The organism is Sinomonas sp. ASV322, from assembly GCF_030908245.1.
Taxonomy (GTDB): Bacteria; Actinomycetota; Actinomycetes; order Actinomycetales; family Micrococcaceae; genus Sinomonas.
This window is the reverse complement of record NZ_JAVFJJ010000001.1, coordinates 233,731-246,583: the sequence shown is the minus strand read 5'-3', so window position 1 is coordinate 246,583 and position 12,853 is coordinate 233,731. Positions and strand designations below refer to the sequence as shown.

The window sequence follows — 12,853 nt, the reverse complement described above, 5'->3', positions numbered from 1 at the left end:
CCATCTCTTGTGGTGGAGCACTGTGGCTCCCTGAGGGGAAAGGAGGTGGCCGTGAATTCAGTCGACGCGATCGCGGCCAGGACCGAAAGCTGCACGAGGGGTCTCGAAGTCTTCGAGGAACTCGCCCGACCTATCGGGGGCCAGTCCTAGGGACTCAGCCGGCAGAAGCCGGACCGACCAAGATACGTCACAGGGATGCCGGTACCGCTGAGAGGCGGGACCGGCATTTCTGCGTCCGCGGTCAGACCCAGCGGGACTCGGACAACGGGCCTATGCAGGCTCGTGGGCTTGGCCTTCGCGGGCGAGGGCGGTGAGGCGGGAGACGGCCCGGAAGTACTTCTTGAGATAGCCGCCCCCCATCATCTCCGCCGTGAAGAGCTGGTCGAACGGCACGCCCGAGGCGAGGACCGGCACATCCTTGTCGTAGAGCCGGTCGGCGAGGACCACGAAGCGCAAGGCGACCGCCTGCTCCTCGATGGTGTGGACGTCCTTCCAGACGATGCCGTCGATCCCATCGATGAGCTGCCGGTAGCGGCTCGGATGCACCCCGGCGAGGTGCTTCATGAGGGCGCCGAAGTCGTCGACGGCGACCACGCCGCCGTCGAACTCCGCATTCATCCGCGCGTCGAGCTCGTCGGTCTTGAGCGGCGGCGGCGCAGCGGGCAGTCCGCGGTGGCGGAAGTCCTCGCCGTCGATCCGCACGACGTCGAACTGATCCGCGAGCACCTGGATTTCGCGCTGGAAGTCGACGGCGGCGAAGCGGCCCTCGCCGAGCGCGCCGGGGAGCGTGTTGGAGGTCGCGGCCAATTTGACGCCAGCGTCCGCGAGTTCGCGCATGAGGCGCGACATAAGGACGGTGTCGCCGGGGTCATCGAGCTCGAACTCGTCGATGCACACGAGCCGATACGAGCTGAGTGCCTCGACGGTCTTGCGGAATGACAGGGCGCCGACCAGATTTGTGTATTCGACGAAGGTCCCGAAGGCCTTGGGGCCCGGAGCCGAGTGCCACAGCGATGCAAGCAGGTGCGTCTTGCCCACGCCGAAGCCGCCGTCGAGGTAGATGCCCGCCCGGCCCTTGGCCTTGCTGCCCCCGAAGAACCGGGAGAACAGTCCCCCGCCGCCGCCCGTGCCGTCCATCGATGTGCCGAATTCGCGAAGAGACCTGACGGCCGCGGCCTGCGACGGCTGGGCAGGATCCGGCCGGTAGCTGTCGAACGAGACCTCGCCGAAGCGGGGCGAGGGGTGCAGGCCGGCCAGGAGATCTTCCACCGACACTTTGGGCGTGCGAGTGGTCAGGTGTGCGACAGTCGCCAAGGATTCCGTCCGTCATTGGGCCCGGGGGGCCGCAAACGGGTCCCAAGGGGCGATTACATGGATTGAGGGGCAGAGGCAAGGATATCGCGGACCCGCACGTCATGTTTCGCAGCATGACAGCCGACGACGACGGCTCTCACGGCACGCGCGCACCGTGACTACGCTGGAAGGGATTTTTCCAGGCATGCCGTCCCTCTGCGGCGGCTGCCCGGCCCAGCCGAGCGAAAGGCAACCGCCATGAGCTACCCCTTCGACAGCAACGAGAAGTTCGCTGCCTACGCCCACCCGGAGCGACTCGTCTCCACCGAGTGGCTCGCCGCCCAGCTCGCCGACGGCGCGCTCGAAGGCGGGACGTTCGCCGTCGTCGAGTCCGACGAGGACGTCCTGCTCTACGAGACGGGCCACATCCCGGGCGCCGTCAAGATCGACTGGCACACCGATCTGAACGACGAGGTGGCTCGCGACTACGTCGACGGCCCCGCGTTCGCGAAGCTCCTCTCCTCCAAGGGCATCTCCCGCGACACGACCGTGATCATCTACGGCGACAAGTCGAACTGGTGGGCCGCGTACGCGCTGTGGGTGTTCACGCTCTTCGGCCACGAGGACGTCCGACTCCTCGACGGCGGTCGCGACAAGTGGATCGCCGAGGGCCGCGAGCTCACGACCGAGGTCCCGACCCCGGTCGAGGGCGACTACCCCGTCGTCGTGCGCGACGACGCGCCCATCCGCGCGTTCAAGGACGATGTCCTCGCGCACCTCGGCAAGCCGCTCATCGACGTCCGCTCGCCTGAGGAGTACACGGGCAAGCGCACCCACATGCCCGCGTACCCCGAGGAGGGCGCCCTCCGCGGTGGCCACATCCCGACGGCTGCGTCCATCCCGTGGGCCCGCGCGGCGGCCGAGGACGGCACCTACAAGTCGCGCGAGCAGCTCGAGGACCTGTACCTCGGCGAGGCCGGCCTCACGGCAGGCGACGAGGTTGTGGCGTACTGCCGCATCGGCGAGCGTTCGAGCCACACGTGGTTCGCACTCAAGTACCTCCTCGGCTTCGAGAACGTGCGCAACTACGACGGTTCGTGGACCGAGTGGGGAAATGCGGTGCGCGTTCCGATTGTTAAGGGTGAAGAACGAGGCACGTGGCCGCTCAGCTAAGGCGCGGCAACTAGCGGCAGTACGGTGCGGCGGTCTCACAGCGAGGCCGCCGCGCCGTGCATCGCAGGGCATAGTCTGGAAGGGACATGACGACTCACACCACACCCGCTGCGCTCGCGGAAATCATCGACGAGTTCCAGGGGCTCGAGGAGCGCGACCGGCTTCAGCTCCTGCTGGAGTTCGCGCAGTCGCTCCCCGAGCTGCCCGAGCGGTACGAGAACCACCCCGAACGGCTTGAGCAGGTCGTCGAGTGCCAGTCGCCGGTCTTCATCACGATCGAGACGGAACCCGCTCAGGACGGCGCGTCCCCGACCGTGCGCCTCTTCCTCACCGCTCCGCGCGAGGCCCCGACCACGCGCGGCTTCGCGAGCATCCTCGCCGAGGGGCTGGACGGCCTCCCCGCGAACGAGATCCTCGCCGTGCCTGACGACATCGCCCACGAGCTCGGTCTCGACCGGGCCGTCTCGCCGCTGCGGCTGCGCGGCATGACCGCGATGCTCGTGCGCATCAAGCGCAAGGTGGCCGGCGAGTGCCACCTCGGCCAGACCGCCTGAGGCTCTCCGCTCACTTCTGCGTGCGTGACCGTCCGGGGTTGGGACGCTGGGGTGCTGTTGGCTGGGAAGGCCACCGTCGGGGGCCTGTCCACATTGACGGCGGTGCGTCGAGTTCACGGCACAGCGCGAGCGCCGCGCGATCGTAGTTCACCCGCCATCCCGCGAAGTGGGGCCACGCGTCCTCGTCGGTTTCCGTGACTGGGTAGCCGACCGAGCGAAGAGAGGCGGCCGCCCGGGCGAACTCGTCGAAGGTGACCGAGATGGGGGTCGAGTCGACGGAGGCCTGCGCCAGATCGGGCACCGGCAGCTTCATGGCCTGCGCCATATCGTTGAGGGTTTCGAAGCCCATACGCAGCATCAGCCGCGCCGCGATCCTCGGTTCCGCGTCGGGGGCAAGGGCAAGGTGGAGGGCGGCGGCATCCATGACGGCAATCAGGGACGTCAGCCAGTGGGAGTTCGGCTTCGGCGACCGCAGGCGTAGCAGTCCAACGTAGGTGGTGTGCGATTCGGCGACCTCCGCGGTCCACCGCTCCCACCGCACGAAGAGCTCGTCGAGGACCGGCCCCGAGTCGCTGCTGCCCGTTCCCCAGTGCGTGCGCAGCAGGATTTCTGGTCCCCAGGCGGGAGCTCCGGCCCGCGCGACGAGAAGGCTGACCTCGGTTTCGCGTCGGTTGAACGAGGTGTACACGGTCGGCAGGTACCCGATTTGAAGACCGATGACGACCATGCCGGCGAACCCGGCGACGTAGGCGACAAACTGTCCGCCGCCACTGTGGGGGACCGCGAACCCGAGTGTGAAGATCGAGGAGCCGGCGTCTTCGAGGGCCGCGCCGAAATCGCCGTCGGTACCCGGCAGCATGAGCAGCCCGAAGCCGACAACAAGCATCCCCATCCACGCGGTCAGGCGGACCACGAGCGTCAGCGGGCCCTGCCAGCCGAGGGCCCGGTCGCGCCGTTCGAACGAGTCGACGCCGCGGAGCGCCAGGAGGAAGGCGCGGTCAAGCCCTGTGTCGATGACTGCGGTGACCCACGAATCGACACGCCGCGCCACGACCAGCGCGCCGATGATGCTCATCGAGGTTCCCACCACGAGGCAGACTCCCAGCGCGAAGCCTGCCCAGATCAACACCTCAGACAAGGGTCTGCACTCGGGCGATGAGCTGCCGCACCACGGCGCGGCTGCGAACTTCGTTCGTCACTGGTTCACCTTCTTCTCCGAGCGCGCTGAACGCCCGTATGCTACCGCGCATAGTCGTCTGCCGCCTCAGGCGCCAAGGGGCGCGGGGCACGTCGACATGCGGGGCCAGCGCACTGCCCGCCCGTCGCCAACGTGCGCCCGATGGGCGATACCCTCATGACCGTGAATGAACGAGCACAAGACAGCGCGAGGTAGCGGTGCGATCCACAGGCAAGACGAGGGGCGGCCGCGGGCCCGGGACGCCCGCGACGGCGGCGCTCGACGCCGCCCGGATCGCGTACACGGCGCACCCGTACGAGCACGACCCGTCGTCGTCGAGCTACGGGCTCGAGGCGGCCGAGGTGCTCGGGGTCGCCCCAGAGCGTGTCTTCAAGACACTCGTCGTAGACCTCGGCGGCGACGTCGCCGGGAAACTGTGCATCGCCGTCGTCCCCGTGAGCGGGAACCTGGACCTCAAAGCCGCGGCAGCGGCGTTCGGCGCGAAGAAGGCGTCGATGGCCGACCCCGCGGCGGCGGAGCGCCGCACGGGCTACGTGCTTGGCGGGATCTCCCCGCTCGGCCAGCGCCAGCCCTCCCCCACGGCGATCGACGAATCGGCGCTCGATTTCGAGACGATCCTCGTTTCGGGCGGCCGCCGGGGCTTCGACATCGAGCTCGCCCCAGCGGACCTCATTCGGCTCACGAAGGCGTCCGTCGCGCCCCTAAGCGCCCGCTGACGTTCCCACGGACGACGGCGCGGGCCCACCGGGCCCGGGCCGTGGCGCGAGCGTCTGGGCGAGCCACGACGTGATCGCGAGCTCCCAGCGCTCGGCGTCGACGTTCCATTCCTTCGTGTGGCGGGCCCTCCGGAACGTCTCGAGGGTCACCATCTCCGGATTCCGGCCGGCGAGGAGTGCCGAGGGCCCGAATGGCACAAAGTCGTCGTCCGCGCTGTGCAGGATGAGGGTTGGCGTGCGCAGCTCGACGGCGCGCGTCACCCAGTCCATCGCCCGGAAGTCGAGGGGCGCCGCGAGCCCCGTGATGCGGCGTCCCCACGGATGCGCGAGCAGGAGCTGCCCGAACCGGCCGATCCCCTTGGGGATCCGGTTGACCTGCGCCTGATGAGCGAGGACGTCGACCCAGTCGACCACGGGCGCGTCGAGGACGAGAGCGCGGATGTACTGCCGCAGACTCGACCTGTCGGCGGCCGCAAGGCTGATCGCGCCGCCCATCGACCATCCGAAAAGCACGACATCCTGCGCCCCGTGGGCGAGAGCGTAGGCGATGCCGTCCTCGACGTCCTGCCATTCCGTCATGCCGAGGCCGTAGCGGCCGTCGGCGGTCGCGGGAGCGTCGCCGTCGTTGCGGTAGGACATGATGAGGCTCGTGAGACCAAGCCGGCGGGCGGGGATGAGGCTTCGAAGCGTCTCCTGGCGGGTGGCCCCGCGGCCGTGGACCATGATGGCCCACGTCGACGATCCCTCCGCGCTCTCGTGTGGGACAAACCACGCGGGCGCGAGACCGAGCTCGGTCGGGATGTCGATGTCCTCATATTCGAACCCGAGGTCTGCCGGCGAGGAGAACACGACCCCGCTCCATTTGCCGCGCACAGCCGCCGACAGGTCGCCGCTGTATTCGGCCACGACGCGTCGCGTGACCGTCTCGTCGCCGGGCGAGTAGTCCTCGAGGGGGCCGAGCCGCACATGGCCGGCGCCGCCTGCGAAGAAGAGGCTGTACTGGCCGTCGACGACGGTATCCGGCGAGGCCTTGAGGATGACCCGCCGCTCGGCGCCGGTGCCCTGGACGGCGAGAATCTCCTGGTCTTCTGCCTTGACCCGCTCGGGGGTCACGACCCGCCGGGCGAAGTAGGCCGCGAGCGCCGAGCTTGACGCGGCGACGGCGGACGCCGCCGCGAGCCCGGCACCGGCTCCGAGCAGGGCCCACACGCTGCGGGGCAGCGGCTCACTGGCCGACGGGCGGGCGGACGCGGGTGTTCGGGGCATGGCCCCATTCTCGCAAGCCTGAAGGCACGGAGCGGACGACGGCGCGCCCCTCCACTCCAGCGAGGCTCGGCCTCGACCGTGAAATCGAGTACCCGCAGGCTCGGGCGCGTGGCGCGCGCCACGGAATCGAGTATCGGCACTCCCTGCCGCGGATTCCGGCGCGGCACTATGCTCTCGCCCATGGGGGGCACTGAAGGGGCTCCTGCACAGCCGAAGGAGCGCTCCGCGTGAATGACGAACAGCCAACGAGAGCCCCGTGGGCGCCGCCGTCAACTGTCTGGACGGACCCGCGGTCAGCTCCCTCGCCCAATCCACCGCCCTACCCAGCACCCGCCTCTCCCCCACCGCCGCGACGTACCGAACCGCTCGCGATCGCGTCGCTCGTCTGCTCCTTCTTCGTGAGCCTGCTCGGCGTCGTCTTCGGCCACGTCGCCCTCTCCCGGATCAGGCGGAGCGGCGACGACGGGCGGGGCCTCGCCGTCGCCGGTCTCGTGATCGGCTACACGGGCCTTGCCTCGGCGGCCCTCGCCGTCGCCCTCGTGGCGACGCTCGCGTCCTCCGGAGCGCTCCGCTTCTATGCCGGCCCCTTGACCGGGGGCAATCCTTCGAACCCTTCGTCCGCCCTTCCCGACCGCGGACCGAGACCCGCCAACATGAACGCAAACGGCGGAATCAGGCTTCTCGCCGACGGCCGCGTGGAACCTGTCGCGGCCTCAGACGTCGACGTCAGGACCCTCCCCTCGCCGGCTCCTCTCGGTCCGGGTTCCTCAGTCCCGCCGCCGCACCCGCCCGGTGCCGACGCCGCTCCGAAGGGCCAACCGCCCCGGGTCGTGGTCTACGTGGATTTCGCGTGTCCGTACTGCGCCGAATTCCACGCCTCGTACGGGCCGGCCCTCGACCGGCTGCGCGATCAGGGACGGATCACCGTCGAGTACCGGCCTGTCGCATTCCTCGACCATCGGTCCACGACCCGATATTCGTTACGCGCGGCCAACGCCGCCGCGTGCGTCGCCAACGGCCACCCCGACCGCTACGCCGGCTTCCTTGACCTGCTGTATGCCCGCCAGCCTTCGGAAGGGTCTGCCGGCCTGAGCGACGACGAGCTCAAGTCGCTCATGGCGTCGGTGGGCGCTGAGGCGGGCACGTGCGTCGACCATGGCACGTATGTGGCCTGGGCACGCTACTCCACCAGGCTCGCGCTGGACAGCGGGATCAACGGGGTCCCCGCGGCGTTCGTCGACGGCAGGCAGTGGAGCGGAGACCTCTCCAAGGGACCGGACTTCCTCCAGTTCCTCCAGGCCGATTTCGACTCCCGCGAGGGAGTCAGGGCGTGAGGAAGGTGCCGAAGCCCTTCGCCTCACGGCACGAGACCCGCACACGAAAGCTGTGGGCGAACACGCACGTGACAGCTAGTCTGAACCCATGACGGCGCCGATCCTCATCCTGACCGAAGTCGCCCTGGGACCCGCGGAGCGTGCCGCGGTGTCCGACCTCGTCGAGGGCGACACTCCCCTCGAGGTCCTCGTGCCAGTCGGGCGGAAACGCAGGCTTCTCGTGGACTTCCTCGACCATCTCTCGCTGCTCGAATTCGGCAAGGCGTTCGAGGGACTTTCGGGCCACACCGATCCGGCGGCCGAGCGGGGCGTCGCGCAGACGGCGCTCGAGGGATCGCTCGCGGCGCTCGAGGGCCTCGGCGCCGACGTGACGGGCACCCTCATCGAGGGGGATCCGGTCGTGGGACTCGCCGACCGGGCGTCGGCCTCGGGCGCGGGGCAGGCCATCGTCGTGACGCTCCCGCACGCCATCGAGGACACGTTCCACACCGACTGGGCGAATCAGGCCCAGCGCCGGATCGGCATCCCCGTTCTGCACCTTTACGCGGGCACGGGATTTATCGGCGACTCCTGATCGTTTGACTGGTCATGAGTTCTCCTGAGCCCACCTCTGCGCCTCGCGCCCCGCACGCCGACCCTGAGGCGGGATCCCGCCCCGAGTCCGAATGGCGCGATCGGCTGACGCCAGCCGAGTACCACGTGCTCCGGGAAGCGGGCACTGAACGCGCCTACACGGGCGAGTACTGGGACACGCATACGAAGGGCAGCTATCGGTGCCGCGCGTGCGGAGCCGAGCTGTTCACGAGCCGCGAGAAGTTCGACTCGCATTGCGGCTGGCCGTCGTTCTGGGCGCCGCTCGCAGACGACGCCGTCGTCTACCTCCACGACCGCAAGTTCGGCATGGACCGCGTGGAGGTGCGCTGCGCGAACTGCAACTCACACCTCGGGCATGTGTTCGAAGGCGAGGGGTACGAGACCCCGACCGACCAGCGATACTGCATCAATTCGATTTCGCTCACGCTCGTCCCCGACGGGGAGTGACGCCGAGGCCCTGCACCGCGAGGGCACGGCGCAACTTCGAAAGCCTTGAGCAATAGACTTTCTATTGCTCAAGGCTTTTTACACACAGTGATCCTTGTTCATGGCTACTCTCGAATCAGCTTCCCACCCGAGAGAGAGCGAAGACTCCCATGACCACCGTTGTTCACGCCCCCGAGTCCGCCGGCGCCGTCGCCCACGACCCCGCCTGGCTGAGCCTCAAGGACGCCGCCATCCGCCTTCAGACGCTCCAGATCCAGGACGGGTCCGTCCCCGGGGCAGGCGACCACGAGCAGGCCCACGAACTCGTCGAGCAGATCATCGCGGGGATCCACGCCCTCGCGCCGCGCTTCCCGCACGACTCCGAGTACCTGCGCCTCGCTGTCGACGACTTCCGCCGCTGGGCCGACGGCGGCTTCGGCGTGCCCGACTTCCTCGACTCGCTCGTCGCCTTCGAGCCGCAGCTTCACCGCGAGGACGGCCTGGCGCACCTCGTCGTGTTCCCCATGTACACGCAGAACGGCAGCCGCGATCGGCTCGTCGAGGCCGTGCTCGTCGAGGTCGTCTGGCCCGAGTTCGTGTCCGAGCTCGAAGCCGGGGACTACAGCAACAAGCTCTTCGTGCCGATCCGCTTCCTCGATTTCACGCCGGGCTACGCAACCAACTCCGCAGTGCTGTTCCCCGAGACGGTCGCGATGCGCGCGGTGCCGAAGTTCACGTGGGGCGCGATCTTCGCCGACCGCGAGGCCGCGCGCTTCCGCCGCGTCCTCGACGCCGCGACGAAGGTCACGAACCTCGAGCTCCCCGCCGACGCCGCCGAGCTGCTCGCCGACCAGAAGCTCGCGCAGGAGACGTTCGTCATGTGGGACCTCATCCACGACCGCACCCACATGCGGGGCGACCTCCCGTTCGACCCGTTCATGATCAAGCAGCGCATGCCGTTCTTCCTCTACTCGCTCGAGGAGCTCCGCTGCGACCTCACGGCCTTCCGCGAGTCGGTCAAGATCGAGCGCGACGAGAACGCTGACCCCGAGGCGCGCCGGCACGCGAAGCTCGTCCAGTACGCGGTCATCTTCGACCGGATCTTCCGCTTCGCGATCACGGGCAGCCGCGTCCGCAACTACGACGGGCTCGGCGGGCAGCTCCTCTTCGCGTGGATGCACCAGCATCGCGTGCTCCACTGGACGGACACCAAGCTCGCGATCGACTGGGCCGAGGTCCCGGCCGTCGTGAGCGCCCTCGGGGACGCGATCGACGAACTGTACTGGCGTTCCATCGACCGCCCGAAGGTGGCACACTGGCTCGCAGCGTACAAGCTCGTCTCCGGAACGGTGACCCCGAACCCCGCCTCCGTGTGGGCCAAGGGCCCCGACGCGCTCCCGCTCACGGGAACGCCGCGGGAGATCACCGACCAGGTGCTCGACGACGAGTTCCCGCTGTCGATGTTCTACGAGGCCTTGGAGAAGAAGATGCGTTCAGTCATCGAGTCCACCGCGGGCATCACGGGCGAGGCGCCCCTGCCGGGAGCCGCGGCGTGACCTCCGGGTCCGAGGGAGCGCAGGGCGCGGTCGTCGTCGTCGCCGGCGCCACCTCGGCGTCCGGCCAAGCGGCGGTCCGTGCCCTCCGCTCCGCGGGAGCCACCGCGATCGCCGTGGGCAGCAACGCCGAGCGGCTCGCCGCGGCGTTCGGCACGCCGCCTGCTGAAGCGAACGACGGCGGTGTGCCCCAGCGCGTGTGCGACCTCGCCGACTTCGGGGCGGTCCAGGCCCTTGCCGCCGAGCTCGGCACGACGTTCGGGGCGGTCGACGGCGTCTTCCACCTCGTGGGCGGATGGCGCGGCGGCGGCACTCTCACCGAGCAGAGCGACGAGGACTGGGACATCCTCTCGCGCGCCGCGATCACGACCCTGCGGAACACGAGTCGCGCCTTCTTCGACTGGCTGGTTGCCTCGTCGCGTGGCCGCTTCGCAATGGTCACCTCCACGACCCTCGACCGGCCGACCGCAGGGATCGCGAACTACGCCGCCGCGAAGGCCGCGGCCGAGATGTGGACCCGCGCGATGGCGCAGGGGTTCGCCGCGGCGCAGTCCGCGCGCAAGGAGGATCCCGCGCCCCAGGCGAGCGCCGCCGTCGTCCTCGCGGTCAAGGCCCTCCTCGACGACGGAATGCGTGCCGCACACCCCGAGCGCCGCTTTCCGGGCTACACGCACGTCGATGAGCTCGCGGCCCGTGCCGTCGCGCTCTTCGCCGAGGACGCCGCCGGCATCAACGGCGCGCGCCTCGACCTCACGGCGTGAGCGCAGCACCCCCGAGATCTCCGAGAGAACGGTACGCAATACTGTGACAGTGACTTCGATCGACCCTGCCCCCACCGCTGTGTCCTCCGGCCAGGTGCCGGGACCTCCCGCCGGCTGGCCGCTCCACAGCACGGAGCGTCGCGGCTTCGCATCCGACAACTACTCGGGCGCGCATCCCGAAGTGCTCGCGGCGCTCGCCGCGGCGAACGGCGGCCACCAGACCGCCTATGGCGCCGACGAGTACACGGCGCGGCTCGAGTCCGAGATGCAGAGGCTGTTCGGCGACGGAGTCGAGGCGTACCCCGTGTTCAACGGCACGGGAGCCAACGTCCTCTCGCTCCAGTCGCTCCTGCCGCGCTGGGGGGCGGTCGTGTGCGCGCAGACGGCCCACATCAACGTCGACGAGAACGGTGCGCCCGAGCGCGTCGGCGGCATGAAGCTCCTCGCCGTGCCCACTGAGGATGGCAAGCTCACCCCCGAGCTCATCGACCGTGAGGCCTGGGGCTGGGGCGACGAGCACCGCGCGCAGCCGCTCGCGGTATCGCTCACCCAGACGACCGAGCTCGGCACCCGCTACTCGATCGGCGAGCTGCGGGCCATCACGGAGCACGCTCACTCGCTCGGCATGAAGGTGCACATGGACGGCGCGCGGCTCGCGAACGCCGCGGCAGGCCTTGGCGTGCCCGTGCGGGCCTTCACCCGTGAGGCGGGCATCGACATCCTCTCCTTCGGCGGAACGAAGAACGGGATGCTGTTCGGCGAGTGCGTCGTCGCGCTCGACCCCGAGGCCGCGCACGGGCTCGCGTACCTGCGGAAGATGAACATGCAGCTCGCGTCGAAGATGCGCTTCGTCTCCGCGCAGTTCCTCGCGCTCCTCGAAGATGACCTGTGGCTGCGCTCCGCCGCGCATTCCAACGCGATGGCGGCGCGCCTTCGGGCCGCGGTCGAGGGGCTCGACGGCGTCGCGCTCACCCAGGAGACCCAGTCGAACGGCGTCTTCGCGATCCTGCCCGACGGCGTCGCGGACCGCCTTCGCGAGCGGTTCGCGTTCTACGACTGGGACGCCGCGCGCCGCGAGGTGCGCTGGATGTGCTCGTTCGACACGACGGAGCAGGATGTAGATCTGTTTGTCGCCGCGCTGCGGGAGGAGCTCGCCCGCTGAGCCGCGCAGAGGGCAGCGCCTTTGTGGCCGCGCTGCGGGAGGAGCTCGCCCACTAGCCGCGCAGAGGGCAGCGCGTTTGTCGCCGCGCTGCGGGAGGAGCTCGCCCGCTAGCCGCGCTCCCGTGCGTCGAGGGGCCCCGGCGTGCCAGACCGGCAGGCAGGGGCCCCTCGACGTACGCTGTGATCGTGACCGCTTTAGCTCAGCTGCCTGCGGACTTCCTGAGTGCCCTGCGCTCGCTCCGGGCCGCCGTCGGGCGCCCCGAGCTCAAGCTCCAGGAAATCCCGGCGCCAGCCCGGCTCGCGCCATACGCCGTCGCGCTCGAAGCCGAAGTGCTCGAGCCGTCGGGGCTTGGCCGCGTCGCTGGACATCCTGCCGCGCCCGAGCTCGCCTCGTCCGAGCTCGCGACGGGCCGATTCATCCTCCTCCACGATCCCGAGCCCCCCGCCGTGTGGCAGGGCACGTTCCGGATCGTGACGTACATCCGCGCGCGCCTCGAGCCGGAGATGGCCGAGGACTCCCTCCTGGGGTCGGTGGCCTGGACGTGGCTCGTCGAAGCCCTCGAGAAGCACGGAGCCGAATACACGGCAGCCGGAGGAACGGCCACCCGCGTTCTCTCGGAGAGCTTCGGAACCCTCGCGGGGCGCCGCGAATCGATCGACATCGAACTGCGCGCCTCGTGGACCCCTCAGGGCCCCGCGGTGCGGTCCCACCTCGAGGCGTGGGCGGACATGATCTGCACCTTCGCGGGCCTTCCGCCGCTGCCCGACGGCGTCGCGCCGCTCCCGCGGCGCCGGAACTGAGTGTCACCCGGGCGTAGACTCAG

Annotated in this window: 13 protein-coding genes; 10 read left to right on the top strand and 3 right to left on the bottom strand. The window is 69.6% G+C overall.

Translation table 11 applies throughout. The features are described from left to right. Positions 1-270: 270 nt before the first annotated feature. Complete coding sequence (gene zapE / locus RBS12_RS01090) at positions 271-1,314, bottom strand: cell division protein ZapE (protein ID WP_307964204.1); 1,044 nt, start codon at positions 1,312-1,314, stop codon at positions 271-273. A gap of 237 nt (positions 1,315-1,551) precedes the next feature. Here zapE and RBS12_RS01085 point away from each other — a divergent pair, with 237 nt between their 5' ends. Both RBS12_RS01085 and RBS12_RS01080 read left to right on the top strand, forming a co-directional pair. Next, on the top strand, positions 1,552-2,466 hold the full coding sequence (locus tag RBS12_RS01085; RefSeq protein WP_307964203.1) for a sulfurtransferase: 915 nt from the start codon (positions 1,552-1,554) through the stop codon (positions 2,464-2,466). Between the two features lie 86 nt (positions 2,467-2,552). Then, positions 2,553-3,020 (top strand): SufE family protein, encoded by a 468-nt coding sequence (locus RBS12_RS01080; protein ID WP_307964202.1) that lies wholly within the window; start codon positions 2,553-2,555, stop codon positions 3,018-3,020. Between the two features lie 10 nt (positions 3,021-3,030). Here the strand turns inward: RBS12_RS01080 and RBS12_RS01075 are convergent, their stop codons facing one another. After that, positions 3,031-4,095, bottom strand: coding sequence for a hypothetical protein (locus RBS12_RS01075; RefSeq protein WP_307964201.1), 1,065 nt, complete (start codon positions 4,093-4,095; stop codon positions 3,031-3,033). 320 nt (positions 4,096-4,415) lie between these two features. Between RBS12_RS01075 and ybaK the strand changes: the two genes are divergently transcribed. After that, positions 4,416-4,934 carry a Cys-tRNA(Pro) deacylase gene (ybaK, locus tag RBS12_RS01070; RefSeq protein WP_307964200.1) on the top strand — a complete coding sequence of 173 codons (519 nt, stop codon included), beginning with the start codon at positions 4,416-4,418 and terminating at the stop codon, positions 4,932-4,934. Here the strand turns inward: ybaK and RBS12_RS01065 are convergent. Continuing rightward, positions 4,920-6,200, bottom strand: a complete 1,281-nt coding sequence (locus tag RBS12_RS01065; RefSeq protein ID WP_307964199.1) for an alpha/beta fold hydrolase — start codon at positions 6,198-6,200, stop codon at positions 4,920-4,922. The genes ybaK and RBS12_RS01065 overlap by 15 nt on opposite strands. Before the next feature lie 227 nt (positions 6,201-6,427). Here RBS12_RS01065 and RBS12_RS01060 point away from each other — a divergent pair, with 227 nt between their 5' ends. From RBS12_RS01060 to RBS12_RS01030, 7 genes are all read left to right on the top strand, one after another. Then, a complete protein-coding gene (locus RBS12_RS01060) occupies positions 6,428-7,534 on the top strand; it encodes a thioredoxin domain-containing protein (protein ID WP_307964198.1) in 1,107 nt (368 codons plus the stop codon). Between the two features lie 88 nt (positions 7,535-7,622). Then, on the top strand, positions 7,623-8,108 hold the full coding sequence (locus RBS12_RS01055) for a hypothetical protein (RefSeq protein WP_307964197.1): 486 nt from the start codon (positions 7,623-7,625) through the stop codon (positions 8,106-8,108). A 14-nt stretch (positions 8,109-8,122) separates the two neighbouring features. Then, positions 8,123-8,575, top strand: a complete 453-nt coding sequence (msrB, locus tag RBS12_RS01050; RefSeq protein ID WP_307964196.1) for a peptide-methionine (R)-S-oxide reductase MsrB — start codon at positions 8,123-8,125, stop codon at positions 8,573-8,575. Positions 8,576-8,724: 149 nt separating this feature from the next. Then, on the top strand, positions 8,725-10,110 hold the full coding sequence (locus RBS12_RS01045) for a DUF6421 family protein (protein WP_307964195.1): 1,386 nt from the start codon (positions 8,725-8,727) through the stop codon (positions 10,108-10,110). Then, positions 10,107-10,868 carry an SDR family oxidoreductase gene (locus RBS12_RS01040; protein ID WP_307964194.1) on the top strand — a complete coding sequence of 254 codons (762 nt, stop codon included), beginning with the start codon at positions 10,107-10,109 and terminating at the stop codon, positions 10,866-10,868. Before RBS12_RS01045 ends, RBS12_RS01040 begins: the two co-directional genes overlap by 4 nt. 94 nt (positions 10,869-10,962) lie before the next feature. Further along, positions 10,963-12,030, top strand: a complete 1,068-nt coding sequence (locus RBS12_RS01035; RefSeq protein WP_307964503.1) for a low specificity L-threonine aldolase — start codon at positions 10,963-10,965, stop codon at positions 12,028-12,030. 182 nt (positions 12,031-12,212) lie between these two features. After that, entirely contained in the window at positions 12,213-12,830 is a 618-nt protein-coding gene (locus RBS12_RS01030) for a DUF3000 domain-containing protein (protein WP_307964502.1), read from the top strand. The last annotated feature ends 23 nt before the right edge of the window (positions 12,831-12,853 follow it).